Below are 26,098 nucleotides of genomic sequence, written 5' to 3'. Positions count from 1 at the left end.
CATCCGTTGATCCCCCGGCGGGCTCGCCGCCACGCACACGCCCCACGCGTCGTGCCGCGGCGACACTCCCTCCGAGACCGCTCGGCGCTTCCTTGCTGCCATCGCTTTCGCATCCCGGCAAGGAGATCCCCGAGTGTCGAACACCGGCAACACCGGTAACACCGGCAAGACTCAGACCACTTCACCGCGCACCGACACCTTCGCCTGTGTCCGCTGCGGACTCACCGTCACCACCCTCGACCCGGCCGGCGACCGGCGCAACCACTGCCCGAGCTGCCTGCACTCACGGCACGTCGTCGACCACGTCGAGGGCGGCCCGTCCGCGTGCGCGGCACGCATGTCGCCGATCTCGATCGCGGTGCTGCGCAACGGCGACTGGATGATCGTGCACCGATGCATCCGGTGCGACGAACTGACGTCGAACCCGATCTCCGGGGACGACAACCAGCTCGTCCTGATCCGGATGGCCGTCCGGCCGCTGGCCCAACCGCCGTTCCCGCTCGAAGTCTTCGGGCAGCTGTGACCATGGGCCGCCGAAAGCCGACCCCACGGCGCCCGCAACGACTCAAGGACGTCACCCACGGGCGCGTCGGCGGCGACGCCTTCCGCTGCGTGGGCTGCCGCCTCGACGTGCCGCTCCTCGCGCCCGGCACCGCGCACCGGAACCACTGTCCGCATTGCCTCACCAGCCTGCATGTCGACCGGCGCGTGCCGGGGGATCGCTCGGCCGGTTGTGGCGGCCGCATGGCGGCCCTGAGCCTGACCGTTCGGCCGGGAGGCGAATGGCAGCTCATCCACCATTGCCAGTCCTGCGGCGAACTCGGCGCCAATCGCATCGCCGGCGACGACAACCCCCGGTCCCTCCTACGCCTGGCCATGCGCCCCCTGTCCGACCCAGCCCTACCAATCCGCACCTTGCTCACCCTCTAGCCCAGCCGCCCTGCGACCCACTTTCGGCCTCAAACGCCGGCCGGGCTGGGTGGCCTCAAACGCCGGCCAGGCTATTGGCCTCAAGCGCCGGCCAGGCTATTTGGCCTCAAACGCCGGCCGGGCTGTCCATAGCCCAACCGGCACCTGAGCCAACCCAGCCCGGCCGGCGCCCGAGGCAACCCAGCCTGGCCGGCGCTTGAGGCCAAATAGCCTCGCCGGCGCTTGAGGCGAAACAGCCCCGCCGGCGCTTGAGGCGAAACAGCCCGGCCCCGACTACTCCATGCCGGTTTTCCCCGGCGACCAAAACGGCTTGGTCACCACCGACTTGCGATCCCATCCATGGTCGGCGACCAGCCGATCCCGCACCAGCTTGACCGTGCGAGCCTCGCCGGCAACGTACGCGATGCCCGGCGTCGAAGGCAGGTCCAGCCGCCCCACCGCAGCGGCCAGCCCGGTCGAGGACGCCGCCGAGCCATCGCCGCGCTCGATCCAGGTGAACCGTTCGGGATGGAGGATCGGCAGCCGGTCGGCCGCGGTCGCGGTCTCGATCACCCCGTACACGTTCACCGCCGGCCCCACCGCCGCGATCATCGCGCCGAGCGCCACCGACGCCGTCTCCTCGCCGACGAACACGTGGTACGGCGCGTCCGGCCGCAACACGAAGCCGCCCTCCGGCTTGCCGAACCGGACCCGGTCGCCGACCCGCGCGCCCCGGCCCCACGCGGCGCCGGGGCCCGGTTCGCCGTGGTCCATGACGCACAGGTCCAGCACGCCGGCCGCCGGGTCGTACGCCCACACCGAGTAGGTGCGCAGCAGGTTGCCCGGGCCCTTGCGCCAACTCGCGATCGACAGCACGTCGTTCACGTGCACCCGGGCCGGTGGGCGAGACCGCGCAGCGCGGGGTCCTCGATCCGGATCCGCCGCATCCGGGCCGCGATCGACTCGGTCTCGGTGATCGTGCCAGCGACGAACACCCGGTCGAGCAGCCGGTCGACCGGCCCTCGCCTGCGCGTGGTGGTGGTCATGAGGAGATCCTCTCGGTCGAGAACGGTGAAGCCGGGACGGTGCTGCTCCGGTCGCGGTAGCCCGCCGCGACGACCGCCGTGGCGACCAGCAGCGTCACGCCGACGACCAGGAAGCCGGTGGACATCGCGTCGGTGAACGCGTCCACGACGCGCGCGTGCTCCGCACCGTGCGAGCGGGACAGTTCGACGGCGGGTTCGCCGGAGAACCGGGTGGCCAGGATCGTGCCGAACACCGCGACGCCGAGCGCCGCGCCGATCTCGCGGGCGGCGGTGTTCAGGCCCGATCCCATCCCCGCCCGGTGCTGCGGGAGTTCGGACACCACCCCGAACGAGAGCGCGGGCGCGCACAGCCCCATCCCGACGGACAGGATCAACAGGTACCCGGCGTACACCGGGTACGACGTGTGCGCGTCGACCGTCGCCATGCACAGCAGGCCGATCCCGATCAGGCTCAGCCCGACCACGACCAACGGCCGTGCGCCGTACCGCTGTTGTGCCTTGACCGCGACCTTCGGCGCGAGCGCCATGCCGATCGTGAGCGGCACGATCGCGAAGCCCGTCCGCATCGCGGAGAACCCCTTCACGTATTGCAGGTACTGCGCGTTGACGAAGAACAGCGAGAACAGCCCGAAGAAACTCGCGCCGATCCCGAGCACCCCCGCCCGCAGCTTGGCCGAGGCGAACACGCGCGGGTCGAGTAGCGGGTGCTCCACGCGCAGCGCGTGCAGCACGAACCCGACCAGGAGCAGCGCGCCGAGCCCGAAGCCGGTGATCACCTGCGCCGATCCCCATCCGAAGCTCGGGCCCTCGATGATGCCGAACAGCACGGCGACCAGGCCCGCGATCATCAGCGCGGACCCGATCGGGTCGAGCGCGGCCGGATGGGTCGGGGTGCGCGGGGTGACCCGTTGGACGAAGCCGGCGAGGACGATCGCGAGCGGGACCATGATCCAGAACAGGCCCTGCCAGGGCAGGTACTCCTGGACCAGTCCCCCGCCGACGTTGCCGAGCAGGCCGCCGAGGCCGACCGCGAGCGTCCACGACGCCATCGCCTGCGCGCGCCGCTCGGGCGGGAAGACGTGCAGCAGGATCGACATCGTCGCGGGCATGATCAGCGCGGCGCCCGCGCCGGAGATGCCGCGACCGGCGATCAGCGTCGCCGGGTCGTCGGCCAGCGCGCTGGTGACGGCGCCCGCCGCGAACACGCCGAGGCCGGCGAGCAGCGCGCCCTTGCGGCCGTAGCGGTCGCCGAGCGCGCCGGCGGGGATCAGCAGGCCGGCGAAGACGATCACGTACGCGTCGACGATCCACAGGATGCTGCCCTCGGACGGATGCAGCCGGGAGGCGGCCAGCTGCGGGATGGCGAGGTTGATCGCGGCGACCATGCTCTGCGCGACGAGTACGCACGCGCACATCACGATCAGCACGGCCCGCGGCGCGGCCGCCGTCGACGGCTGGGCGCGGGATGCCCCGGCGGTGGACGGGGCCCGGACGGGCGTGGACATGGGTTCCCCCTGGAATGGCACGAGCGGGATGGGAAGGAACTGCACCTGCGCGTCCGGACTCCTTCACCGTAGGGTGGGGCGTCGATTGACTCCAGTGCATGTTTTGCATGGGAAGGATGCGTGTGACGCAATCGGGAATGGACTTCAACCTGCTCACCGCGCTCGACGCGCTCCTGGAGGAGTGCAGCGTGTCCGGCGCGGCGCAGCGAATGCACCTGTCCGAGCCGGCGATGAGCCGTACGCTCGGCCGGATCCGCAAGGCGCTGGGCGATCCCGTCCTGGTCCGGGCGGGCCGCGCGATGGTGCCCACCCCGCACGCGCTCGCGATCCGGGCCGAGGTCCGGATCATCGTCGAGCGCGCCCGCACCCTGTTCGCCGCGGCCGGCGAGGTCGACCTGCGCACGCTGTCCCGCGCGTTCACCGTGCTGTCGCACGACGCGTTCACCGCCGCGTGCGGGGCGGCGCTGTTCGCCCGCGCGGAGCGGGAGGCGCCCGGGGTGCGGCTCAAGTTCCTCGCGGAGAGCCACATCGACACGCAGGCGCTGCGCGAGGGCGTCGCCGACCTGGAGGTGGGCGTGATCGACACGACGTCGCCGGAGGTGCTCACGGAGCACCTCTTCGACGACCGGATGGTCGCGTGCGTGCGGGCCGATCACCCGCTCCTGCGCGGCCGGATGACCGCCGAGCGGTTCGCCGCCGCCGCGCACCTGATCGTCTCCCGGCGCGGCAAGCTGCACGGCCCGATCGACAGCGCGCTGGCCGAACTCGGCCTGACCCGTCGGGTCGTCGGCACCGCGCCGACGTTCCCGTCCTCGCTGTTCATCCTCGCGTCGAGCGATCTGGTCGGTCTGGTCGCGGGTCAACTCACCGTGCTGGCCGAGGAGATGGGCCTGCGCACCTTCGAAGTGCCGCTGGAGTTGCCGCCGCTGCCGATGGGCCTGGCCTGGCATCCGCGGCACGACGCCGATCCGGGGCACGCGTGGCTGCGCGGGTGCACACGCGACGTGCTGACGGCGGCGATCGTCTGAACCGGCACGCCGCGGCCGCGGCTGCGATCAGCCTTCGAGTTTCATCAGCTCGACGCGGGTCCCGTCCGGGTCGGCCAGGAAGACCAGATCGGTCGAGCCGGTGTCGCTCCTCAGGCTCGCGCGGGTGTCGGCGAGCAGCGTGCCGCCGTGCTCGACCAGACGGGCCGCGGCGGCGTCCACGTCGTCGACGATGAACGACAGGTGGGTCAGGCCGAGCTGGTTGCGGCGGCGCGACGGCACGCCCAGCGGGTCGGGCGAGGCGTAGTGCAGCAGTTCGACGACCATGCCGGCCTTGGCGATCATCTGCGACACGAGCCGCACGTCGCCCTCGACCTCCAGCGTGTGCGCGACCTCGTTGCCGACGTCGTAGCGCACCACGGGGGCGAACCCGAGGCCCTCACAGTAGAAACGCAGCGCCCGGTCCAGATCGGCGACACACAGGCCCAGGTGGGAAGCGTTGTAGGTAATGGCGTCGGACATGCCGCGACTCCCGGATTTGCTGACGATGCGTCAGATCGGTTGGGGTCGGCACGCTAGTACCCGGACGCGCAATGATCCACCGTCACGCTCGATGGGCCACCAACTCGCCTTCAAGCACCGTGACCGCCGCGCCGAAGAGCCGGACGCGGTCGCCGAGCACCTCGACGCCGACCGTGCCGCCGCGGGCGGACAGTTGCACGCCGCTCATCCGCCGCCGGTCCAGGCGCGGCGCCCAGTAGGGGCCGAGCACGCAGTGCGTCGAACCGGTGACCGGGTCCTCCGGGACGCCGACCGCCGGGGCGAAGACCCGCGAGACGAAGTCGGCCCGACCCTCGCCCTCGGCCGTGACGATGACGGCGCGATACGGGAGCGCGGCGATCATCTCCAGGTCGGGGACCACCGCGCGCACGGCCGCCGCCGACGCCACCTCGACCAGCAGGTCGTCGCCGCCCGCCGCGACCCGCACCGGCTCGACGCCGAGCGCGAGCCCCAGGTCGGACGGGATCGGCACCTCGCGCGGCGGCAGCGCCGGGAAGTCCAGGACCACGCCGGCGCTGTCCAACGACGCGGTCAGGATGCCGCTGCGGGTGGCGAAGCGGATTCGCGACGAGGCCGCCATGCCCTGCGCGAACAGCACGTGCGCGGCCGCCAGCGTCGCGTGCCCGCACAGGTCCACCTCGGTCTGCGGGGTGAACCAGCGCAGCGCGAAGTCCGTGTCGTCGCTGCGACTGGGCACCGCGAACGCGGTCTCGGAGTGGTTGAGTTCCGCGGCGACCGACTGCATCCACGCGACGTCCTCGGCGTGCGCCGCGTCGGGCAGGCACACCCCCGCCGGATTGCCTCGGAACGGCCGGTCGGTGAACGCGTCTACCACGTGGATACGCATGCCCGTCACCGTACCCAACGCCGTCGAACCCGCGGGCGTACCCACGACCAGCCGAACCACACGACGCCGGCGAAGGTGAGCGTGCCGAGCCCCACCAGGAGCCACGGCCACCAGCTGACGTCCACGCGTTCGTCGCCGCGGTACAGGAGTTCGTCACCGGCCACGTCGGGCCTGATCGCGAGCGGGGTGTCCGGAAGGTGCTCCTTGAACGACTCGGCCAGCGGGGTGCGGACGTCCCCGACCACGCGCGCCCGGGCCTCGTAGTGGCCGGCGTCCTTCCACATGCCGTCGGTGCGGTGGGTACCGGCCGCGAGGTTGATCGAGAAGTACACCGGTTGGCCCGGCGCGAGCAGCGGTGCGCCGTCCTTGAGGCCGACCACCCCGACACCGTCGATCCGCAGCCGGGTGACCTGGAGCGGCACCCTGGCCGTGGTCGCCACCAGCCGCAGACACAGCTCGCGGCCCTCGGACAGGTCGAGCCGGGTGCCCTGCGCGACCGGCTTGAACGAGCGGCAGTCGAGCGCGCCCGGCTCCTCCGTGGAGGACGTCAGCCAGGTGGCCTCGACGCCCTTGTCCTTGTCCGCCGCCACGATCCGGCCGGCGTTGCGCAGCCGCAGCGCGGTCCTGGCCTGGGTCAGGCTCGCGCCCGGGTCGGCCGGGTTGTCGCGCAGGACCCTCGCGTCCGGCAACACCCGCTGTAGTGCCGGGCCCGCGGTGCTGTCGCTCGCGAGCGGGATCGCGAAGCCCGCGACCGCGCGGCCCTCGTCGCCGAGCCGGTCGAAGTCCCTGCGCAGATCGGGCCCGACCGAGTCGCGGGCCGCGTCCGAGAGCAGCAGCACCCCGTTGACCGAGTTCGGCGCCGAGGTGCGCAGCACGGTGAGCGCGCGGGCGAGGGCCACGTTCACGTCGCTCAGGTCCGCCACCGCGTCCGACCCGGTCCCGCCCTGGCTGCCCGCCAAGGGATCGGTCGGGCGCGCGGCGGGCAGGCGCGCGACCATCGCGGCCGGGTCGGTGACCGGTTCGAGGCCGTTGCCGTACTCGACCGCGCTGGTGTCGAACGAGACGAGCGCGACCCGGTCGTGGGCGGTGAGCGTGCCCAGGAACCGGGTCAGCGCCGCCTTGACCGCGTCGTAGCGGCCGGTCCGGCTCATCGACGTCGAGGTGTCCACGAGGATCACGTAGTTCACGCTCTCCCGGTCCGCGCCGAGCGTCGCGAGCAGCCGCTCGGCGCCGTACGGATCGGGCGGCTCGGCGGTCACGGCGGCCGGCCGCGAGGCCGCGGCGGGGCTGCCCGCGGGGACGGCGGTGAGCAGCGCGACGAGGGCGAGCACGGCCGGGAGCGCGAGGGCGCGCAACGCGTCGCCGTGCTTGAGCGCGGTGCGCAGCGCCTTGAGGTGGCGCCGGAACGCGTCGAACTCGTCCTGCTCGCGCTCGACGATCAAGGTCGCGGCGTCCGGCCCCCAGCTGTGTCCGGCGATCAGCAGGCGGATCGCCCGCAGTTCGTCGCGGGCCTGTGCCGGGGCCAGTCCACGGGCCGTCAGTTCCCGTTCCAGGTACGGCAGGAGCCGGTCGCGCTCGCGGTCGGCGGCGGCCTGCCACCAGCGCCCGACCTCGTGCACGTACAGCTCGCGGCGCGGTCGGGCGGGCCCGTCGACGATCTCGCCGGCCCACACCCGCGCCACCGCGTCGGCGTCCACCCCGCGCAGCGCGTTGCGGAACCAGCCGCTCGCGGCGCGCGCGGCGAGTTCTGGGCGGGCCCGCGCGATCGCCGCCCACCACGCGTTGTCGAGCCCGGGCAGATCCGCGAGCCGGGCGTCGGCGAGCACCGCGCCCGCGACGGCGGCGGTCAGCTCGGGGTCGCCCGCGCGGACCAGCTCGCCGAGCAGTTCGCCGGTGACCGGCACCGTCCGCAGGAGCGCGCCGATCCAGCCCGCGAAGCGGCTCTCGGCGACCGGCTCGTGTCGCAGGGCCAGCAGGTCGGCGGCCACGTACGGGCCGTCCGCGGGGGCGCCGCCCAGGGCCAGCCGCAGCACGTCGGCCCGGACCCGGGCGGCGACCGGGGCCTGGGCCCCCAGCGGCGTCGCGAGCAGCGCGGCCAGGCCCCGGGCGGCGGGGTCGTCGCGACGTTCGGTGAGCGGGACCAGGGTGGGCCACAGATCGTGCACGACGGCGGCGACCGTCGCGGCGTCGGTGTGGCCGGCCACACGCAGCGTGAACACCGCCTCGGCGGCCGGGATCTCGGCCGGCCGCAGCCGTTCGCCCGCGAGCAGCGCGTACGGCGCGAGCCACTCGGGCGCCCGGTCGTCCCAGGGGCGGATCACGTCGAGCCAGGCCCGCAGGTCGCCGCCCGCGGTGTCGAGGAGGCGGCGCAGCACGACCGGGTGGTTCCACAGCGCGTCGTAGAGGGCGGGCACGTCGGTGGTCGGCTCCGGACCGAGGAGGCGACACAGGTCGGCGACCAGCGCCTCGGGCGAGGCCGGCTCCGGTTCGCGCCGGGCCGCGCCGTTGAGGGACGGCTCGGCGGCGCGCGGCGGGCGCTGTTCGGCGGCCGGGTGCGGCGCGGGGCTGGGCAGGATCGGCGGGACCGGGCCCAGCAGCACGTGGACGAGGCGGTCGCCGCGGCCGGCCGCCACGGCCGTGTTCCAGCCGACCACGAGCCCGCCGGGCCGGGCCCGAGCGAGCGCGGCGGCCATGTCCCGGGTGACCTCGTCGCCGTCCTCCGCGCGCCAGCGCTCGGCGACCGGTGCCGCGAGCGTGGTGTCGCCGGCCAGGAGCCGGTCGAGCACCGACGCGGGACGTGCCCGGTCCGCTGTCGTACCCGAGAGGGCAGGCAGTTCGGCGGTGTCGGCGAAGGCGGGTCCGGCGAAAGCGGGCCGGCGTGCCCGACGCCGCCGCCCGCCGCCCGCGCGCCGGCCTCGGCGAGCAGGCCGAGCAGGTGCTCCCCGGCCGCCGGCGCGCCCGGCTCGCGCAGCGTGGCCAGCGCGGCGACCAGCGCGTTCAGGCCGACCCGCCGGCGCAGCGTGGTCAGTTCGCCCAGGTAGGCCCGGGCCGCCGGGGCCTCGGGGACCGCCGGCACGCCGTCGAGGCCGACCCCGACCGTGCCGGGTGCGACGACGCGGCCGAACGCGAGCCGCGGCCGGAGCCGCCCGGTGGGCCCGAGCGAGGTCGCGAAGCGCAGCCCGGCGCGGCAGCCGTACGGGAGCAATCCGGCGACCCGATCCAGGAGTTCGAGCCGGGCGCGGGTGTCGAGCCGGTCCGCGCCGGTGATCACGACCGGGCCGGCCAGGACGGCGGCCGCGACGCCCGCGAACCAGTCGAAGTCGTCCGCCCGCGTCCCGCCGCCGGCCGCCGTGCCGGGCAGCCGGACCCGCAGCGGCCGTTCCCGGTCGGTGGGCAAGTCGATGCCGCGAAACGCGAGCCACAGCGTGGTGTACGAGACGCCGCTGTCGGCGATCTCGGCGTAGGGGGCGGTGAAGTAGCGGACCCCGTCCGGGTCCCGCAGGGTCATCGCGACGAACGGGTCCTCGCGCCCGGTGGTGGTCACGCCGACCCACCCGGGCGGGGCGTGCTCGTCCAGGGTGGGCCGCAGCAGCCGCTCGAAGTGCCCCCGCCGCTCGGGACCCGCGCTGCACGCGGGCACGCCGCCGTCGAGGTACCAGGCCCAGTGCGCCCGCAGGCTCGCGACGGCCTCGCGGGGGCGGTCGTGTCGGTCGGTCGCGTCCACGTGAACCTTCCTGTGCGGGGGTGACGGGATCCGGTTCCCTGACGGGCCGTCGATCCGGTGCTACCCGGCGCGACGGCAAAGGAACGATCGGCCCGCACACGGATCCGCCGACACGACGAATCGTGCGCCGGGCCGGGCGCGCCGGCCCGGCGATCGCCACGCGGCGAGCCGGCCACGCCGGCCGCGTTCGCCGACCATGCGTGACGGTTGCGTCAACTCGTGCAGGCGGGAACCTGCTTCGTCACGTCACCGTCGGTGTCCAGGAAGATCGCGGGCACGAAGCCGGTCTTGCCCTCGACGTCGATCTGTGCCCAGGTCTTGCTGGAGGAGCCCGCGTAGTAGGCGATCGAGCCCTCGGCGTGGCAGAACGCCCGCACGGCGGTGCCGGTCTTGATCTGCACGACCTTGTCCGACTGGTACGACGTGCCCTTGTACATCACCAGCCAGCCGCCGGTGTGCACGGTGGCCGGGATCGAACCGGCCCGGGGTGCGCCGGCGCTCTGGCCGGGGGCGGAGCCGGGCTTCGTGGCGCCGGTTTTGCCCGGACTCGCGGTCGCCGTCGAACTCTTGCCGGCCGTCGCGGTGCCGGCCGTCTTGGTCTTCTTGTCGTCGGAGCCGCCGCCGTCCACGGTGAGCAGCGCGACGAAGAAGACGATGACCAGCAGGATCAGCCCGCCGATCACCATCAGGATCCGCACCGGGTGCCTGCTCAGCCCGTTCAAGCCGAATCGCCCACGCGGCGACCCGCCGACGGGCGTCGGTGTGGAGAAGAACTCCGCTCGCCTCCGGTTGTCCATACGACCCCCTGCGTACCCACGTCGCCCGAAATGCGGCCGTCCGCCGGAAACCGCCCGACGGAGTCCCGCCCCTGAGGACCATCAGACACCAACGAGGTGCCCGGCACGTACTAACGTGTCCATAAATCGATCACCGTAGCGATCCGGACGCGGCCGGCGCGGCCACTCCCGCCGATCGCCACGCAGGAGTGCGTCAGGTCGTCGGCAGCCAGTCCACCCGGCCCGCGAGCAGCACGTAGCCCACGAAGGCGACGATGTCGATCAGCGCGTGCGCGACCAGCAGCGGCATCACCCGGCCCCAGCGCTTGTAGAGCACGCAGAACACGACGCCCATCACGACGTTGCCGAAGAACCCACCGATGCCCTGGTAGAGGTGGTAGGAGCCACGCACGAGCGAACCGATCGCGACCGCCTTGACCCACGGCACGTCCAACTGTCCCAGCCGGCGCAGCAGATAGCCGAGGACGACCACCTCTTCGAGCGCCGCGTTCTGGATCGCGGACAGCACCAGGACCGGGATCCGCCACCACACGTCCGGCAGCGTGGTGGGCACCACGGTCAGGTTCGCGCCGCTCGCGTGCGCGGCCAGGTACAGCGCGAGCCCGGATCCGCCGATCGCCGCCGCGACCCCGGCGCCGCGCCCGAGGTCGAACCACGGCCGGGCCCGGTCGACGCCGAGCACGCGCAGCGACGAGCCCTCGCGCAGCAGGAGGTGGGCGACCAGGAACACCGGCACCAGGGCGGTCGCGATCCCGAACAACTGCCAGGTCAGGTCCAGCCACGGCCGATCCGCCGCGCGCGTGCCGTTGAGCACCGCGGCCTTGTGCCCGAGCCCGCCCGGCGCGGTGAGCGACCCGACGAACGAGATCAGCGAGGACACCCCGGACGCGCCGAGCGACAGCGCCAGGACCAGCACCACCTCGGAGCGCAGCACGCGGCGTCGGGGGTCGGCGGACGTCTCGACGGACTCGGTGATCACGGGCACACGTTATCGAGCCCGGATAAACGCGCCGTCAGCCCACGGGCCACGTGTGCACCGGATCGCCGCCGCGCATGTGCTCGGCGTAGCGCAGGGTCATCGCCCGCAGCGCCTCCAACCGGTCCATGCCCTTGGTGTCCCGATAGTGGTGGTACTGGGTGCTCTGCCAGGTTGCGCCGTTGACGCGGAGCAGGCATCGCCGCTCGATGATGCCCAGGTACTCGTCGCGCTCGCGCGGGTCGATCCCCCACCGGTCCAGGCCCTCGTACGCGCGCGGCAGCAGGTCGTTCAGGACCAGGTCGGTGACCGGGACGGTGCCGTGGCCGGGCCAGTTCAGCTCGGCGTCGATGCCGTGCCGGGCGCCCGCGTGGAAGTTCTCGGTGGCGACCTCGAACGGCATCCGCTCCCACACCGGGTTCTCGTCGTCCACGAGCGAGCGCACGACGCCGTAGTAGAACGCGGCGTTGGCCATGATGTCGACCACGGTGGGCCCGGCCGGCAACACCCGGTTCTCCACCCGCAGGTGCGGCTTGCCACGCGCGACGTCGTACACGGGCCGGTTCCACCGGTAGATCGTGCCGTTGTGCAGCTTCAGCTCGCGCAGGTGCGGGACGTCGCCGCGGTCCAGGGCCTCCACGGGGTCCTCGTCGTCGCAGATGGGCAGCAGCGACGGGAAGTACTTGACGTTCTCCTCGAACAGGTCGACGACCGAGTCGATCCAGCGCTCGCCGAACCACGTGAGCGGCCGCACACCCTGCGCGATCAGTTCCTCGGGCCGCGTGTCGCACGCCTGCTCGAACAGGATGGGCCGGGTCTCGCGCCACAGCTCGCGGCCGAACAGGAAAGGCGAATTCGCGCCGATTCCGCATTGGACCCCGGTGATGGATTGGGCCGCGTTCCACAGCGGCGCGAAATTCGCCGGGGTGACCTGGAGGTGGAACTGCACCGAGGTGCACGCGGCCTCGGAGACAATCGTGGTGGACGTCGTGTCGAGCCGCTCGACGCCCTCGATATGCAGCCGGATGTCCTCCCCCCGCGCGTTGAGGATCTGATCGTTGAGAAGGGTGTATCGGGCGTTGTCGGATATCGTCTCGAACGCCATGTGCGCGTCGGTGAGTGTCGGCAGAATGCCGATCATCACGATCCGGGCGTCGAGTTCGGCGGCCTTGCGGTCCGCGTAGTCGAGGCTCGTGCGCAGTTCCTCGACCAATTCGGAGAACACCGGTCCGGTGAGCCGATGCGGCGGAATGTTGACCTCGATGTTGAACAAGCCCAGTTCGGTCTGGAAATCCGGACTCGCGATCCGGCGCAACACCTCGGCGTTGCTCATCCGAGGGCGCCCCATGGCGTCGGCCAGATTGAGTTCGATCTCGACACCCATGAGCTTGCGGGCGCTCTCGAACCGGTCCTCGTCCAGCATGCGCTGCAGCGTGTCCAGACATCGTCGCAATTTGTGCCGGTATCGCTGCCGGTCGGATCGGCTGAACTCGGTGACATCGACCTTTTCGCCCATGAATGCCCTCTCCCATGAACCCGACCCCCGCGGGGTCGGTTGAGTGGTCGCAATCCGGTACCTGTCGGAGCGGGGATGATCTGATCGTTCCCGCCGACGTTCTCCCAAACCGATGCATCGGGCCGACATTGGGAACATTACCGATCGACCGTGACGAAACACAGGGGAACCAGGGAGCCGGGGAGAACGTCACTGATCACATCGAGGAAGCACCACCCGATCGATCTTCTAGCGTTGTCGACGATCACCTAGGGTGGCCTCGGCCGGGCAAGGCGTGGCGAGATCTTGGGGGTAGTCATGCGGGGCGTTGTGCGGGCGTTGCCCATACGGGGTTTGCGATTCCAGGCAGTCGTCGCCGCACTCTCGATACTTGTGTGCGGCGCCCTGATATGGAATGTCGCCAGTGCCGGCCGGTGGTCGCAGGCCGCCGCCGGACCCCGGGCCGCCGACGCGCCCAAGGAGATACAGGCGCCGCTGCGGCCGCCGGGCAATCCCAACGCGCAGGAGCCGGCCACGCCGCCCGCGGCGCCGGCGCTCCCGGTGGACCCCACCCTCGTGAGCAAGGTCAAGGGCGAGGGCAAGGTCGTCGCCCTCACCCTGGACGACGGGCCGTGGCCCGAGTGGACCGACAAGGCCCTCGCCCTGCTCGCCCGCTACGACGTCAAGGCCACCTTCTGCATGGTCGGCCAACAGGCCAAGGACCACCCCGCCCTGGTGCGCAAGGTGGTCGCCGGCGGCCATGGGCTGTGCAACCACTCCATGACGCACGACACCGCCCTCAAGACGAAGTCGCCGGACGAGATCCGCGCCCAGATGCAGGGCACCCTCGACGCGATCCATGCCGCGTCCCCGGGCACCCCCGTGCCCTGGTTCCGGGCGCCGGGCGGCAACTGGTCCGACGAGGTCCGCCAGACCGCCGCGTCGCTGGGCATGCGGTCGATGCACTGGACGGTGGACACCAACGACTGGCAAAAGCCGGGCGTGGGGAAGATGCTCGAAGCGGTCGACAAGCAGCTGGGCCCTCGGGGCATCATCCTGTGCCACGACGGTGGCGGCGACCGCACCCAGACCATCGCCATGCTCGACCGCCTGATCCCCGACCTCAAGGCCGCGGGCTACACCTTCATCGTCCCGTAGCCGCCCGTCCTCAAACGCCGGACGGGCTGTGTGCCCTCAAACGCCGGGCGGGCTGACATCAGCCCGTCCGGCGTTTGAGGACACCCGAGAACCCGGCCGAGTTCCCGACGCCGGCCGCGCTCCTCAAGCCCACCGGCCCAATCAGCCCACCGCGCGAAGCGCGCATGGCATAGCCCGCGCCCCTACGGGGCAGATGTCGCAGGCGACACCAACCGGGAGGCCGCCAGATCGACACCGTTACGACCATCGCGCTGCCGATCGTGCTGCTCGTGATCCTGATCGCGGGCAACGGCATGTTCGTCGCGGCCGAGTTCTCCCTGGTCACGGTGGAACGCAGCGATGTGGAGGCCCGCGCCCGGGCCGGCGACCGCGGCGCCGCCCGCGTATTGCGCGCCGTGCGGACGCTGTCCTTCCAACTCTCCGGCGCCCAGCTCGGCATCACGGTGACCTCGTTGATCGCCGGCTACCTCGCCGAGGCCGCGTTCCGGCTGCCCAGGTTCGCCGCCCTCGTGCTCGCGTCCGCGCTCCAGATGGTGCTCGGCGAGCTGGTTCCCAAGAACGCGGCGATCGCCCGCCCGCTGGGCGTCGCGCGGGTCGCGGGCCCGTTCCAGGTCGGCTTCTCCCGGGTCTGCAAGCCGTTGATCGTGTTCCTCAACGGCTCGGCCAACTACTTCGTCCGACGGCTGGGCATCGAGCCGCAGGACGAGCTCGGGTCGGCCCGCTCGGCAGACGAACTGGCCCAGCTGGTCCGCCACTCCGCACGTGAGGGCGCACTGCCCGCGGGCACCGCGCGGGTGCTGGACCGCGCACTGCGGTTCGGCGCCAAGCAGGCGGCCGAGGCGATGACCCCGCGCACCGAGCTGGTGACCCTGCCCGCGACCGCCTCGGTGACCGAACTCCTGGACACCGCTCGCCTGTGCGGGCACAGCCGGATCCCGGTCCGCGGCGAGGACCTGGACGAGATCGTCGGGGTGGCCGTGGTCCGCGACGCGCTGCGCGTGCCCGCCGCCGAACGCGCCGACACCCCGCTGGCCCGGATCTCGCGCGACCCGGTCCTGGTGCCGACCTCGCTCGACCTGAAACGGGTCGTCGAACGACTGCGCGAGGGCCGTACCCAGCTCGCGATCGTGGTGGACGAGTACGGCGGCACCGCCGGCGTACTCACCGCCGAGGACCTGGCCGAGGAACTGGTCGGCGACCTCGCCGACGAGCACGATCCGGCCGACGAACCGGACGGGCCGCCCGTCCAACGACAGCCCCGGACCCGCGTGTTGCGCCTTTCGGGGCTGCTGCGCGCGGACGAGGTCGAGGAGGCCAGCGGCTGGCGGATGCCCGACGGCGACTACAGCACCCTGGCCGGCCTGGTCCTGGCCCATCTGGGTCACCTGCCGCGCGTCGGCGAGCACGTGGACGTGGACGGGCACCGGCTCACCGTGGTCACGCTCGATCGGCACCGCATCGACGAGGTGGAGCTGCGGATGGGGGACGAGTCCTGATGGGCGACTTCCTGATCTCGCTCGTGCTGCTCGCGACCAACGCGTTCTTCGTCGGCGCCGAGTTCTCGGTGATCTCTGCCCGGCGGACCAGGATCGCGCCGCAGGCCGAGGCCGGCTCGCGCCGGGCGCGGATGGTGCTGACCGCGATGAGCAGCCTGTCCACCATGCTCGCCGCCGCCCAGCTGGGCATCACGGTCGCCTCGCTCGGCCTGGGCGCGGTGGCCGAACCCGCCCTGGCGCACGCGATCGTGCACCCGATCGAGGCGATCGGCCTGCCGGCGGGGGCGGTACACCCGATCGCGTTCGTACTCGCGCTCGCGGTGGTGGTGTTCTGCCACATGGTGCTCGGCGAGATGGTGCCCAAGAACATCGCGCTGGCCGGGCCCGAGGAGTGCGCGCTGTGGCTGGCCCCGCCGCTGCTGCTGTTCGCCCGGCTGACCGCGCCGATCCTGTGGCTGCTCAACCACGTGGCCAACCTGTTCCTGCTCGCGTTCCGGGTGCAGCCGGTCGACGAGGTGCGCAGCGTGTACACGGCCGAGGAACTCCCGGCCGTACTCGCCGAGTCGCGCGAGCACGACCTGCTCGACGTGGGCGAGCACGAACGCCTCTCCGGTGTCCTCGCGCTGCATTCCAGCCCCGCCGAATCGGTCATGCAGCCGTGGACCGACGTGGTGGCGCTGCCCCGGCCGGTGTCGGCCGCGGCCCTGGAGGAGGCCGCGGTGCGCACCGGCCTGTCCCGCTTCCCGGTCCTGGACGAGGCCGACCGGCCCGTGGGCTACGTACACGTGCTCGACGTCCTGGCCCCCGCGAAGGACGGCTCGGTGCCGGTGTACCCGCTCGTGACCGTCGGCCCGGACACGACCCTGACCACCCTGTTGGGCCGCATGCGCGGCTCCCGGACGCATCTCGTGCTGGTCGGCCCGCCAGACGCCGAACCTCTGGGCCTCGTGACGCTCGACGACGTGATGTCGTCGCTCTTCCCCTGAACGAGAGCGTTCCAAAAGGTCTTCAAACGGGTGTCAGTTCGCAATCCACCGTTACTTTTCGGAGCCGTTTCGGTACAATGCGCTGACCGGCCCTGCCGGGTCCCTCTGTACGCCGCCGGGTCGTCCCCCGGCCGGATACCCGGTTCCCCACAGCACAGCGCCGCTTTCCCCTCCCCGGAATCTCCGGTTTTTTGGACTCTGCATCGAAATGAGGCGGTCTCATGGTCCTGCGTGTGCCCGAGGCTCCCGAGTCGGCCCGACGAGCGGCGCGCGCCGTGCTCGATTCCCGTGAATCGCTGCCCGCCTACTGCCGTGCCGATCACGCCGCGCTCACGGCCGGATTCCCGCACCGCGTCTTCGAGATCGACCTGCTCGACATGGTCGCCGACCGCGGCGTGCGCAGCGCGCGCCCGGTGGGTTGGCGCTGGCTCATGTGGTCCGGCGACGTGGTCGTCGGCGGCATCGAGGTGCGCCCCGGCCCGGCCGGGGACGGCGTCGGCCGCTTCGTCGAGGGCCCGTTCACCGTCGCCACCGCACCGGCCGCCGCGGCGGCCCGGGCGCTGCCGCAGACCCTGCTCCGCCGCGACGAGGCCCGGTTGCTGAACGTCCCGGGGATGTACATGGTGGCGCTGTGGCTGGCCGACGAGGCCGGCGGCCCCGACCTGCTGATCCCGCTGGCGCCCGCGCCGTGCGGGGTCCAGGCACTGCGTGGATACCCCGCCGCCGAGTTGGCCGACGTGCTCGCCGCCCGCACCCGGCAGCCGGCCGCCGTGGGCGCTCCGGACAGCTGATCACACTCGCCGGCACCCCGCACGGAGCGCCGCGGGTCACATCTTGGATGCAGTCGGGTGAGAACCTCGCGAAGTCCTGCGCGATGCCGTTTCGAGGCGGAGACTGTGGACTGCCGGGCGAAGCCCGCCCGGCTCGCTCCGCGTAGACATCGAGAAGGTACAGAGGATGTGTCAGCACCGACCGCATTGCCCGCCGGCGGACAGCCCCGATCGTGAGGCCGCCGTTGTCGTGACCGCCCATTTCGAACAGGGGTGGAGCCTGCTGTGCAATGGCGTGGTCCTGTTCGAGGACACGGGCGAATTGCTGCCGGACGGCCGCACCATCGCCCCGCACCGCCCCCGCGTGGGGCTGGTTTCGGCGGCCTGATCCGCCCGTACGGCCACAAGCGCCGAAAGATCCGGGAGAGCCGGAGGTTGCTCGGACGACCTCCGGCTCTCGACCGTCCGGGGCGAGTCCGCGAACGCGCGGCCGGTACAGTCCGATCGGCACCACGTACGCGCGACGACTCGGAGTTCCCTCCCCATGGCCGGCACCGACACCCATCCGCGGCCCGGTCGCCCGCGTGATCCGCGCACCGACGAGCTGATCCTCGCGGCCACCCGCGAGCTGATCGCCGAGCAGGGGTACAACCGGGTGAGCATCGACGCCGTCGCGCGCCGCGCCGGGGTCACCAGGCCGACGGTGTACCGGCGGTGGCCCTCCAAGGCGCACCTGGTGCACGAGGCGGTCTATCCGGCCCGGGAGACGACCTTCGGGCCGCATCCGCACGAGGACTTCGCGACCGGTGTGCTGCGCTTCGCCGAGGCCGCCCTCGAATCGTTCCGCCGCCCGGAGACCGCGGCCGCGGTGCCGGGGCTGCTGGCCGAGTACCGCGACCAGCCCGAGCTCAAGGAAATGCTGGTCGCCCGGATGGACCCGGTCCGGGCCCGTTTCCGGCTCTTCGTCGAGGACGCGGTGGCACGCGGGCAGGCCCGCCCGGACCTGGACGCGGACCTGTTGTTCGAGTCGCTCAGCGGCGCGCTGATGTTCGGCGTCCTGGGCAGCGACCTGGCCGACAAGCCGGGCTTCGCGGCCTCGGTCGCGCGGCTGATCACACACGGCGCGGCCCGCCCCTGATCGGGACGGGCCGCGCGCGCCGGGCTCAGTTGCCGTAGGCCTCGATCGGCGGGCACGAGCAGACCAGGTTGCGGTCGCCCTTGGCCCCGTCGATCCGGCGCACCGGCGGCCAGTACTTCTCGGCCGGCACCACGCCCACCGGGAAGACCGCCTCCTCGCGGGTGTACGCGTGCGCCCACTCGCCGCCGAGCAGCGCGGCGGTGTGCGGCGCGTTCGCGAGCGGGTTGTCGTCGGCGGGCAGTTCACCCGACGCGACCCGGTCGATCTCGCCCTTGATCGCGATCATCGCGTCGCAGAACCGGTCGATCTCATGCAGGTTCTCGCTCTCGGTCGGCTCGATCATCAGCGTTCCGGGCACCGGGAACGACATCGTCGGCGCGTGGAACCCGTAGTCGATCAGCCGCTTGGCGACGTCGTCGACGCTGACGCCGGTGGCCTTGGCGATCCCGCGCAGGTCGATGATGCACTCGTGCGCGACCAGGTCGTTCGGGCCCGTGTAGAGCACCGGGAAGTGCGGCGCGAGCCGCTTGGCGATGTAGTTCGCGCCGAGCACCGCGACCTGGGTGGCCCGCTTGAGGCCCTCCGGGCCCATCAGGCGCAGGTACGTCCACGGGATCGGCAGGATCGCCGCGGAGCCCCAGGGCGCCGCCGAGATCGGCCCCACGCCCGTCTCCGGGCCCGCGGTGGGCTGGAGCGGGTGGTTGGGCAGGTACGGCGCCAAGTGCGCGCGCACCGCGACCGGGCCGACGCCCGGGCCGCCGCCGCCGTGCGGGATGCAGAAGGTCTTGTGCAGGTTCAGGTGCGACACGTCGGCGCCGATCGCACCGCCGGGCTGGGCCAGGCCCACCAGCGCGTTGAGGTTCGCGCCGTCCACGTACACCTGGCCGCCGGCCTCGTGGATCGCCGCGCACACCTGCTCGATGCCCTCCTCGAACACGCCGTGCGTGGACGGGTAGGTCACCATCAGCACCGCGAGCGTGTCGCGGTACTGCTCGATCTTGGCGTGCAGGTCCTCGAGGTCGACGTCGCCGCTGTCGCCGGTCTTGACCACCACCACGCGCATGCCGGCCATCACCGCGCTGGCCGCGTTGGTGCCGTGCGCGGAGGACGGGATCAGGCACACGTCGCGCGCCGTGTCGCCGTTGGCGTGGTGGTAGGCGCGGACCGCGAGCAGGCCCGCGAGTTCGCCCTGCGACCCGGCGTTGGGCTGGAGCGAGACCTTCGCGTACCCGGTGATCCGGGCCAGCGAGTCGGCGAGGCCGTCGATCAGCTCGATGTACCCGGCGGCCTGGTCGACCGGCACGAACGGGTGCATGTCCGCGAACTCGGGCCAGGTGACCGGTTCCATCTCGACCGTGGCGTTGAGCTTCATCGTGCACGAGCCGAGCGGGATCATCCCGCGGTCGAGCGCGTAGTCCTTGTCGGCGAGCCGCTTGAGGTAGCGCAGCATGCCGGTCTCGGAGCGGTGCAGGTGGAAGACGGGGTGGGCGAGGAACTCGGTGTCCCGCAGCAGCCCCGCGGGCAGCGCGTCGGCGGTGTCGGCGTCCAGCGCCGCGACGTCGCCGGTGACCCCGAACGCGCCCCAGACCGCCTCGACGTGCGCACGCGTCGTGGTCTCGTCGCAGGTGATCGCCACGTGGTCGGCGTCCACCGGCCGCAGGTTGATCCGGGCCGCGCGGGCCGCGGCGAGCACGTCCTCGGCCCGACCGGGCACCCGCACGGTGAGCGTGTCGAAGAAGTCGCCGTGCACGACCTCGACCCCGCCGGCCCGCAGCCCGGCCGCGAGCACGGCCGCGTACCGGTGCGTGCGGCGCGCGATCGCGCCGAGCCCGTCCGGCCCGTGGTAGACCGCGTACATGCCGGCCATCACCGCGAGCAGGACCTGCGCGGTACAGATGTTGCTGGTCGCCTTCTCGCGGCGGATGTGCTGCTCACGGGTCTGCAGCGCGAGCCGGTAGGCGGGCGCGCCGTCGGCGTCCACGGACACCCCCACGAGCCGGCCCGGCATGCTGCGGGTGAGCTTCTCGCGGACCGCCATGTAGCCGGCGTGCGGGCCGCCGAAGGCCATCGGCACACCGAACCGCTGGGTCGTGCCGACCGCGATGTCGGCGCCGAACTCGCCCGGCGCGCGCAGCACGGTCAGCGCGAGCAGGTCGGCGGCGACCGCGACCAGCGCGCCCTGCGCGTGCGCGGCCTCGATCACCGGCGCCAGGTCGCGCACCCGTCCGTCGGTGCCGGGGTACTGGAGCAGCACGCCGAAGCAGCCGCCCTCGGGCAGGCCCTCGGTGGTGTCGGCGACCACGACGTCGATGCCGAGCGCCTGCGCGCGGGTCCGGACCACCGCCACGGTCTGCGGCAGCGTCGCGGCGTCCACCACGAACACGTCGCTCTTGGCCCGGCCCGCCCGACGCGCCAGGGTCATCGCCTCGGCGGCGGCGGTGGCCTCGTCGAGCAGCGACGCGCCGGCCACGTCGAGGCCGGTCAGGTCGGTGACGACGGTCTGGAAGTTGAGCAGCGCCTCCAGGCGGCCCTGCGAGATCTCCGGCTGGTAGGGCGTGTACGCCGTGTACCAGGCCGGGTTCTCCAGCACGTTGCGGGTGATCACCGGCGGTGTGAAGGTGCCGTGGTAGCCGAGCCCGATCATCGAGGTCAGCACGCTGTTGCGGGAGGCCAGCTCACGCAGTTCGGCGAGCACCTCGGCCTCGGTCCGCGCGGCCGGCAGCTCGAAGCCCTCCAGCGCCCGGATGGCGGCGGGCACGGCGGCGTCGGTGAGTTCGTCCAGGGATCCGTAGCCGACCGCGGCGAGCATCTTCGCCTGTTCGTCGGAGTCCGGACCGATGTGCCGGCCGGTGAACGGCGACGCGGCCTCCAGGCCGGTCAGCGAGCCGGGGCCGGACGGGAGTAGGGCGTGAGCACGCGGCTGGGCGGGGGTGCGCGGGGTCATCGCGAAAGGCCTCCTGGATCGCTCCTGGACGGGCACGCGGGTCACGCGCCCACCGGCCTCCCCCTCTGTCATCTGTACCTGAGAGCTTCACCGCGCCCGGAGTGCCGGTCGAACCGGTTCTCACAGGCGCGGTTTGCACCGTCGGCGAGGATTCAACCCTGTTTCGGGGGTCAATCCTGCTTTCCAGAGTGCCCACGACCACGCGGTACGGGTGCCTGAGAGATTCCGGGGAGGAGTTGCTCCTTCGGCGCCTCGTGCGTACGACACGAGGACTCTCCCGCGCGAACGTAATGAGCGCTTCAACGGTATCAGCGTGCGGTGCGACCGGAACCGTGCACTAGGCGTAAGTCACAGTGATGTTGGTGTAGCCCAGGGATCGCATCATCCCCTCCAACATGGCCGTGGTGTTCTTCTCCGCGCGCTCGACCAGTCCCGCGCCCCGCGCGGCCTCGTCGATCTTCTTGCCGGCGAGCACGTACAGCTGCTGCTGATCGCCCGGATTGCTGGAGAAGAAGTCGCCGAAGCGGTCGAACAGGCCCTTGTCCTGCGCGATCACGTGGCTGTTCTTCTGGTCGAGCGCGGCGGGCGCCAGGTGCGCGTGCGGGAGCCGGATCGTCACCGTCTTGGTGTCGGGCGAGGCCTGGATCGCGTCCTTGCCGATCCCGCCGAACTCGACGAAGCCGCCGACCTGGCCGACGCCGACGAACAGCGTGCGCTGCCCGCGTACCGCGTCCGGCAGGAACTTGGCGTCCTTCTCCAGGTCCACGACCACCTGGAAGGTGCCGCTGACCGCTTCATAGCGGCTGAGGTCCTGCACCGCCTTGAGCATGACCGGACCGCTGTGGTCCTTGGTCTCGGTGCCGAACGGGTTGAACTTGCCCGGCAGGAGGTTGACCAGTCCCACCAGGACCAGCGCCAGCACGATGAAGCCGACGAGCAGGGTGATCAGGAAGGCGGGCAGGCCGAGCTTTCGACGGGCCGACCGGAAGGCGCCGTGCCCTCGCGCCGGCCGTTCTTTGACATCAGTCATGTGGGACACCCCCGAGGAGTCGTCTGCTCGGCGCCTGCCCCCGATCGGCCCGGCTATCCGCCGGTTCCGGCCGGCAGCGGAATCGGTTCCCCCGGTTGCAGCGCGGGATCCGCGATCGCGAACGTGCGTACCCGACCAGGTTTTCCGCCCGGCACCTCGAAGCGCACCGTGACCCGGCCGACGCCGCTCCCCTGCACCCATCCCGGCCCGAATCCGTCGTGCACCACGTCCTGCCCGGGGGACCACGACACGGTGGTGGGGGCGGCCTCGACCACCGCCGCGTCCGAGTCCTCCTCCGGGTCGTCGGCGGCCGGCTCCGAGGCGTCCTGGCCGAACAGGTCCTGCTGGGCGAAGTCGGCCAGGCCGCTCACCCCCACGCCCAGGAGCCGGATCCCGCCCGTGAAGTCGACCTGCGCGGCCAGTCGGCGGATCGTCTCGCGCACGACGGTCGGGTCGTCGGTGGGCCCGCGCAGCGTCTCCGAGCGGGTCAGCGTGCCGAAGTCGTAGCGGCGCAGTTTGAGCACGATCGTGCGGCCCGAGCGCCCGGCGGCGCGCAGCCGTTCCACGCACCGGATCGTGAGTCGGTCGAGTTCGCGCGTGATCCGCTCACGATCGACCAGGTCGGTCGCGAAGGTGTCCTCCACCGACACCGACTTCGCGTCCCGGTCGGCCACCACCGGACGCGCGTCGAGCCCGGCCGCGAGCACGTGCAGGCCGTGCCCGTGCGCCTGGCCGAGCAGCCGCACCAGCTCGCTCTCGTCGACCGCCGCGAGGTCGGCGACGGTGTCGAGCCCGGCCCGGCGCAGCACGTCGCCGGTCGCGGGCCCCACGCCCGGCAGCGCGCGCACCGGCAGCGGGTCCAGCATCGCCCGCTCGGTCCCGGGCACGACCACGCACAGCCCGTCGGGCTTGTCCGCCTCGGAGGCGATCTTGGCCAGCAGCTTGGAGGTGGCCGCGCCGACCGAGCAGGTCAGCCCGGTGGCGGTGTGGATGTCCGCGCGCAGCCGGATCGCGATCTCCGTGACCCGCTCGGTGTCCAGCGTGCCGCCGTGCGGACCCGCCTCCAGGTCGACGAACGCCTCGTCCAGGCTGAGCGGCTCCACCAGCGGCGACAGCCGGTGCAGGAGCTCCATGACGGTGTCGCTGACCTGCCGGTAGAGCGCGAAGCGCGGGCTCAGGAAGGCGGCGTTGGGGCAGCGCCTGCGGGCCTCGCCGATCGACATCGCCGAGCGCACGCCGAACACGCGGGCCTCATAGGAGGCGGTGGCGACCACTCCGCGCGCGCCGATCCCGCCCACGATCACGGCCTTGCCGGCCAGGCTGGGCTTCGCGGCCTGCTCGACCGACGCGTAGAACGCGTCCATGTCGAGGTGGAGGATGCCCGGAGCCTGTCTCACATTCGGCAATGATGGCGCACGGGTCCGACATTCGCGCTGATCTCAACCGTTCAGAGCGCGGCGGATCTCGTCGCTCTCGGGACTGTTCACGCGCGGATCGGGCTTCAGGACGATCTGCCCGGTCGCCTTGATCGCCGCGAACATTTCCCGACCGGATCCGTACACCGTGGGACCGAGGTGCCCCCATGTGAGGGACTCGTCGGCGACGCCGTACGCGTCGAGCCCGGCGGCCCGGCACAGGCCGAGCGCACGACGTAGATGGAAGCTCTGCGTGACGACGATCGCGCGGTCGAGGCCGTACACCCGCTTCGCCCGAACGCAGGACTCCCAGGTGGAGAATCCCGACTCGTCAGTCACGATCCGGGTCTGCGGGATTCCGCGGTCCGCGAGGTAGCGCCGCATGACCTTCGTCTCGTCGTAGCGGTTCCCGCCGCCGTCCCCGCTGACGAGGATCACCCGGGTCCGGCCGGCCCGGTACAGCTCGAGCGCGACGTCGAGCCGGCGGGCCAACAGATCGGACGGTCGGTCGCCGTCGACGCCCGCGCCGAGCACCATCGTGACGTCCACGGGCGGCACGTCGGCCACCGTGCGGACCCGATTTCCGGCGTACAGGTGCAGCCAGGTCGCCGGCGCGAGGCCGGCCACGGCGAGCAGGACGGCGGCCTGATAGCCGCGCCGTTGGGCGCGCCGCGTGCGCGGCAGGGTCGGCCGACGAAGGATCACGTCCATGGGGACGTCCCTGCCCCGTGTCCCGGTTCCCACGCTCGGGACGCACGAAGGGATGATTCAGACCGCCTTGTCGCGGCGCCTTCGAGCCAATTCATCACCCGGATGGACCTGTGCGACGGGCTCTCCGGTGCCGGTGTGCTCGCCCTGGAGCTGCGCCAGCGAGCCCTCGACCTCGCGCCAGACGGCCCCCACGGCGATCCCGAAGACCCCCTGGCCGCCCTGGACCAGGTCGATGACCTCGTCGTACGACGTGCACTCGTACACGCTTGCGCCGTCGCTCATGAGGGTCATGCCGGCCAGGTCGCCGATCCCGCGCCCGCGCAGGTGTGCGACCGCGATCCGGATGTTCTGCAACGAGACGCCGGTGTCGAGCAGCCGCTTGACGATCTTCAGCACGAGGATGTCGCGGAAGCCGTACAGGCGTTGCGTACCCGAACCGTGGGCGGGTCGGACCGTGGGCGCGACCAGCCCGGTGCGGGCCCAATAGTCGAGTTGACGATAGGTGATGCCGGCCGCCGCGCACGCCGTCGGGCCGCGGTAGCCGACGTCCTCGGACGGTGCGCCGGGCGGCGTGGCCTCCTGCCGCCGGGGGCCCGCACCGGGGTCGGTCGCCGGCAGAGGACGTGCCGTGCGGGCGCGTTCCGCCGCCGTGATGTCGCCGGTGCTGCTCACGCCGACCTCCCTTTCGTCTCCCCTCGCCCGCGTACGGCGATGAGAGTCTCTTTCAGTCCCGGGCCGCAGGCGGCGAGGTGCAACGCGCAGGGGTCATCCCGGAACTGTCGATTTCGACGGTAGGCAGTCACCAACAGCGCGTCAACGACCGCGCCGTTCGGCACGCCGAGTGACGCTGCTCGCACGAGTGGTTTGAAGTCGGCGGGCACGGGTAGATCTGGCCGCTTTGCCACTGATCGAAGCGGACCGGGCCGGATCGATCGTGATCGACGGTTCGCTCGCGAACGCCACTCGAACACGGCTCGAACACGCTCGAACGCAAAAACCGCCGACCGTGCACCTGTCGCGATGCTGCTGCGACAGGTGCGGTCGGCGGTCTCGGGTCCGCGGCGGGCGCGGACGGCCCGCTATTGGCTCGTGGTGCCGAAGTCCTCGGGCGAGATGTCGTTCAGGAACTCCCTGAACTTCTCGATCTCGTCCTCCTGCTCGTTGGGGATCACGATGCCGGCCTCGTCCAGGACCGCGTCGCTGCCGACGATCGACGTCCCGGTGCGCAGCGCGAGCGCGATCGCGTCCGACGGACGCGCGCTGACCTCCACGCCGCCGGAGAAGACCAGCTCGGCGTAGAACACGCCCTCGCGCAGGTCGGTGATCCGGATCTGGGTCAATTCCTGGCCCAACGCCTCCAGCACGTCCCGGAAGAGATCGTGCGTGAGAGGACGCGCGGGTACCACGCCCTGTTGGGCGAACGCGATGGCCGTCGCCTCTACCGGACCGATCCAGATGGGGAGATAACGATCGCCCCCCGTCTCCCGTAGGAGCACGATCGGCTGGTTAGAGGGCATCTCCACCCGGACGCCCACAACCTCTAGCTCGTTCACATCGCCACACTAGCGCGCCCGACTGTCGGTCACCGATCCCCGGGGGCCGAA

25 protein-coding genes and 1 riboswitch are annotated in these 26,098 nt (G+C 72.1%); of the genes, 9 read left to right on the top strand and 16 right to left on the bottom strand.

Features of this window, described 5'->3' with window-relative positions:
• Positions 1–133 precede the first annotated feature (133 nt).
• A complete protein-coding gene (locus tag OG928_RS31015) occupies positions 134–523 on the top strand; it encodes an RNHCP domain-containing protein (protein ID WP_406289900.1) in 390 nt (129 codons plus the stop codon).
• A 2-nt stretch (positions 524–525) separates the two neighbouring features.
• The gene (locus OG928_RS31010) at positions 526–930 is read left to right on the top strand and encodes an RNHCP domain-containing protein (RefSeq protein WP_406291310.1); all 405 of its coding nucleotides are present in this window, start codon (positions 526–528) and stop codon (positions 928–930) included.
• A gap of 273 nt (positions 931–1,203) precedes the next feature.
• Here OG928_RS31010 and OG928_RS31005 read toward each other — a convergent pair whose 3' ends face one another.
• From OG928_RS31005 to OG928_RS30995, 3 genes are read right to left on the bottom strand one after another with little or no spacing between them, the layout of a single operon-like run.
• Complete coding sequence (locus tag OG928_RS31005; protein WP_406289898.1) at positions 1,204–1,794, bottom strand: siderophore-interacting protein; 591 nt, start codon at positions 1,792–1,794, stop codon at positions 1,204–1,206.
• Complete coding sequence (locus OG928_RS31000; RefSeq protein WP_406289896.1) at positions 1,791–1,955, bottom strand: hypothetical protein; 165 nt, start codon at positions 1,953–1,955, stop codon at positions 1,791–1,793. Before OG928_RS31000 ends, OG928_RS31005 begins: the two co-directional genes overlap by 4 nt.
• Positions 1,952–3,460 (bottom strand): MFS transporter, encoded by a 1,509-nt coding sequence (locus OG928_RS30995; protein WP_406289894.1) that lies wholly within the window; start codon positions 3,458–3,460, stop codon positions 1,952–1,954. The genes OG928_RS31000 and OG928_RS30995 overlap by 4 nt, the downstream gene beginning before the upstream one ends.
• Positions 3,461–3,576: 116 nt before the next feature.
• Here OG928_RS30995 and OG928_RS30990 point away from each other — a divergent pair, with 116 nt between their 5' ends.
• Positions 3,577–4,488: a LysR family transcriptional regulator gene (locus tag OG928_RS30990; RefSeq protein WP_406289892.1), complete on the top strand. Its 912-nt coding sequence runs from the start codon at positions 3,577–3,579 to the stop codon at positions 4,486–4,488.
• A gap of 27 nt (positions 4,489–4,515) precedes the next feature.
• On the opposite strand, the gene OG928_RS30985 is transcribed toward OG928_RS30990, so the two are convergent.
• From OG928_RS30985 to OG928_RS30955, 7 genes are all read right to left on the bottom strand, one after another.
• Positions 4,516–4,968, bottom strand: coding sequence for a VOC family protein (locus OG928_RS30985; RefSeq protein ID WP_406289891.1), 453 nt, complete (start codon positions 4,966–4,968; stop codon positions 4,516–4,518).
• An 82-nt stretch (positions 4,969–5,050) separates the two neighbouring features.
• A complete protein-coding gene (locus OG928_RS30980; protein WP_406289889.1) occupies positions 5,051–5,854 on the bottom strand; it encodes a PhzF family phenazine biosynthesis protein in 804 nt (267 codons plus the stop codon).
• Between the two features lie 5 nt (positions 5,855–5,859).
• On the bottom strand, positions 5,860–7,023 hold the full coding sequence (locus tag OG928_RS30975; RefSeq protein WP_406291308.1) for a vWA domain-containing protein: 1,164 nt from the start codon (positions 7,021–7,023) through the stop codon (positions 5,860–5,862).
• A gap of 1,148 nt (positions 7,024–8,171) precedes the next feature.
• The gene (locus OG928_RS30970) at positions 8,172–9,578 is read right to left on the bottom strand and encodes a hypothetical protein (protein WP_406289887.1); all 1,407 of its coding nucleotides are present in this window, start codon (positions 9,576–9,578) and stop codon (positions 8,172–8,174) included.
• Positions 9,579–9,790: 212 nt separating this feature from the next.
• Positions 9,791–10,375, bottom strand: coding sequence for a hypothetical protein (locus tag OG928_RS30965; RefSeq protein WP_406289885.1), 585 nt, complete (start codon positions 10,373–10,375; stop codon positions 9,791–9,793).
• A gap of 193 nt (positions 10,376–10,568) precedes the next feature.
• Positions 10,569–11,360, bottom strand: coding sequence for a CPBP family intramembrane glutamic endopeptidase (locus OG928_RS30960; RefSeq protein ID WP_406289883.1), 792 nt, complete (start codon positions 11,358–11,360; stop codon positions 10,569–10,571).
• A 28-nt stretch (positions 11,361–11,388) separates the two neighbouring features.
• Complete coding sequence (locus OG928_RS30955) at positions 11,389–12,867, bottom strand: glutamate--cysteine ligase (RefSeq protein WP_406289881.1); 1,479 nt, start codon at positions 12,865–12,867, stop codon at positions 11,389–11,391.
• A 333-nt stretch (positions 12,868–13,200) separates the two neighbouring features.
• Between OG928_RS30955 and OG928_RS30950 the strand changes: the two genes are divergently transcribed.
• The 6 genes from OG928_RS30950 to OG928_RS30925 all read left to right on the top strand — a co-directional run bounded on the left by OG928_RS30950 (position 13,201) and on the right by OG928_RS30925 (position 18,394).
• Entirely contained in the window at positions 13,201–14,004 is an 804-nt protein-coding gene (locus OG928_RS30950) for a polysaccharide deacetylase family protein (protein WP_406289879.1), read from the top strand.
• A 260-nt stretch (positions 14,005–14,264) separates the two neighbouring features.
• Positions 14,265–15,500 carry a hemolysin family protein gene (locus OG928_RS30945; protein ID WP_406289878.1) on the top strand — a complete coding sequence of 412 codons (1,236 nt, stop codon included), beginning with the start codon at positions 14,265–14,267 and terminating at the stop codon, positions 15,498–15,500.
• Positions 15,500–16,486, top strand: a complete 987-nt coding sequence (locus OG928_RS30940) for a hemolysin family protein (protein ID WP_406289876.1) — start codon at positions 15,500–15,502, stop codon at positions 16,484–16,486. The genes OG928_RS30945 and OG928_RS30940 overlap by 1 nt, the downstream gene beginning before the upstream one ends.
• A 221-nt stretch (positions 16,487–16,707) precedes the next feature.
• Positions 16,708–17,277 carry a hypothetical protein gene (locus OG928_RS30935; protein ID WP_406289874.1) on the top strand — a complete coding sequence of 190 codons (570 nt, stop codon included), beginning with the start codon at positions 16,708–16,710 and terminating at the stop codon, positions 17,275–17,277.
• 166 nt (positions 17,278–17,443) lie between these two features.
• The gene (locus tag OG928_RS30930; protein WP_406289872.1) at positions 17,444–17,644 is read left to right on the top strand and encodes a DUF5999 family protein; all 201 of its coding nucleotides are present in this window, start codon (positions 17,444–17,446) and stop codon (positions 17,642–17,644) included.
• Between the two features lie 156 nt (positions 17,645–17,800).
• Positions 17,801–18,394, top strand: coding sequence for a TetR/AcrR family transcriptional regulator (locus OG928_RS30925; protein WP_406289870.1), 594 nt, complete (start codon positions 17,801–17,803; stop codon positions 18,392–18,394).
• Between the two features lie 25 nt (positions 18,395–18,419).
• Here OG928_RS30925 and gcvP read toward each other — a convergent pair whose 3' ends face one another.
• The 6 genes from gcvP to OG928_RS30895 all read right to left on the bottom strand — a co-directional run bounded on the left by gcvP (position 18,420) and on the right by OG928_RS30895 (position 26,047).
• On the bottom strand, positions 18,420–21,338 hold the full coding sequence (gcvP, locus tag OG928_RS30920) for an aminomethyl-transferring glycine dehydrogenase (RefSeq protein WP_406289868.1): 2,919 nt from the start codon (positions 21,336–21,338) through the stop codon (positions 18,420–18,422).
• A 193-nt stretch (positions 21,339–21,531) separates the two neighbouring features.
• Positions 21,532–21,628, bottom strand: a riboswitch (glycine riboswitch).
• 47 nt (positions 21,629–21,675) lie between these two features.
• The gene (locus OG928_RS30915; protein WP_406289866.1) at positions 21,676–22,368 is read right to left on the bottom strand and encodes a DUF4230 domain-containing protein; all 693 of its coding nucleotides are present in this window, start codon (positions 22,366–22,368) and stop codon (positions 21,676–21,678) included.
• 53 nt (positions 22,369–22,421) lie between these two features.
• Positions 22,422–23,765: a DNA polymerase IV gene (locus OG928_RS30910; RefSeq protein WP_406289864.1), complete on the bottom strand. Its 1,344-nt coding sequence runs from the start codon at positions 23,763–23,765 to the stop codon at positions 22,422–22,424.
• A 42-nt stretch (positions 23,766–23,807) separates the two neighbouring features.
• Entirely contained in the window at positions 23,808–24,494 is a 687-nt protein-coding gene (locus OG928_RS30905) for a vancomycin high temperature exclusion protein (RefSeq protein ID WP_406289862.1), read from the bottom strand.
• A gap of 57 nt (positions 24,495–24,551) precedes the next feature.
• Positions 24,552–25,166, bottom strand: a complete 615-nt coding sequence (locus tag OG928_RS30900) for a MerR family transcriptional regulator (RefSeq protein WP_406289861.1) — start codon at positions 25,164–25,166, stop codon at positions 24,552–24,554.
• 407 nt (positions 25,167–25,573) lie between these two features.
• Positions 25,574–26,047: a bifunctional nuclease family protein gene (locus OG928_RS30895; protein ID WP_020548711.1), complete on the bottom strand. Its 474-nt coding sequence runs from the start codon at positions 26,045–26,047 to the stop codon at positions 25,574–25,576.
• Positions 26,048–26,098: the final 51 nt, after the last annotated feature.

It is taken from the genome of Embleya sp. NBC_00896, assembly GCF_045207785.1.
GTDB lineage: Bacteria > Actinomycetota > Actinomycetes > Streptomycetales > Streptomycetaceae > Embleya.
This window is presented reverse-complemented; position numbering and strand designations above follow the sequence as displayed.

Excerpts from the sequence above, each read along its gene's own strand:
- OG928_RS31010 (WP_406291310.1), top strand. The coding sequence starts at position 526 with ATGGGCCGCCGAAAGCCGACCCCACGGCGCCCGCAACGACTCAAGGAC.
- OG928_RS31000 (WP_406289896.1), bottom strand. The coding sequence starts at position 1,955 with ATGACCACCACCACGCGCAGGCGAGGGCCGGTCGACCGGCTGCTCGAC.
- OG928_RS30995 (WP_406289894.1), bottom strand. The coding sequence starts at position 3,460 with ATGTCCACGCCCGTCCGGGCCCCGTCCACCGCCGGGGCATCCCGCGCC.
- OG928_RS30990 (WP_406289892.1), top strand. The coding sequence starts at position 3,577 with ATGCGTGTGACGCAATCGGGAATGGACTTCAACCTGCTCACCGCGCTC.
- OG928_RS30985 (WP_406289891.1), bottom strand. The coding sequence starts at position 4,968 with ATGTCCGACGCCATTACCTACAACGCTTCCCACCTGGGCCTGTGTGTC.
- OG928_RS30980 (WP_406289889.1), bottom strand. The coding sequence starts at position 5,854 with ATGCGTATCCACGTGGTAGACGCGTTCACCGACCGGCCGTTCCGAGGC.
- OG928_RS30965 (WP_406289885.1), bottom strand. The coding sequence starts at position 10,375 with ATGGACAACCGGAGGCGAGCGGAGTTCTTCTCCACACCGACGCCCGTC.
- OG928_RS30955 (WP_406289881.1), bottom strand. The coding sequence starts at position 12,867 with ATGGGCGAAAAGGTCGATGTCACCGAGTTCAGCCGATCCGACCGGCAG.
- OG928_RS30940 (WP_406289876.1), top strand. The coding sequence starts at position 15,500 with ATGGGCGACTTCCTGATCTCGCTCGTGCTGCTCGCGACCAACGCGTTC.
- OG928_RS30935 (WP_406289874.1), top strand. The coding sequence starts at position 16,708 with ATGGTCCTGCGTGTGCCCGAGGCTCCCGAGTCGGCCCGACGAGCGGCG.
- OG928_RS30930 (WP_406289872.1), top strand. The coding sequence starts at position 17,444 with ATGTGTCAGCACCGACCGCATTGCCCGCCGGCGGACAGCCCCGATCGT.
- OG928_RS30925 (WP_406289870.1), top strand. The coding sequence starts at position 17,801 with ATGGCCGGCACCGACACCCATCCGCGGCCCGGTCGCCCGCGTGATCCG.
- gcvP (WP_406289868.1), bottom strand. The coding sequence starts at position 21,338 with ATGACCCCGCGCACCCCCGCCCAGCCGCGTGCTCACGCCCTACTCCCG.
- OG928_RS30915 (WP_406289866.1), bottom strand. The coding sequence starts at position 22,368 with ATGACTGATGTCAAAGAACGGCCGGCGCGAGGGCACGGCGCCTTCCGG.
- OG928_RS30905 (WP_406289862.1), bottom strand. The coding sequence starts at position 24,494 with ATGGACGTGATCCTTCGTCGGCCGACCCTGCCGCGCACGCGGCGCGCC.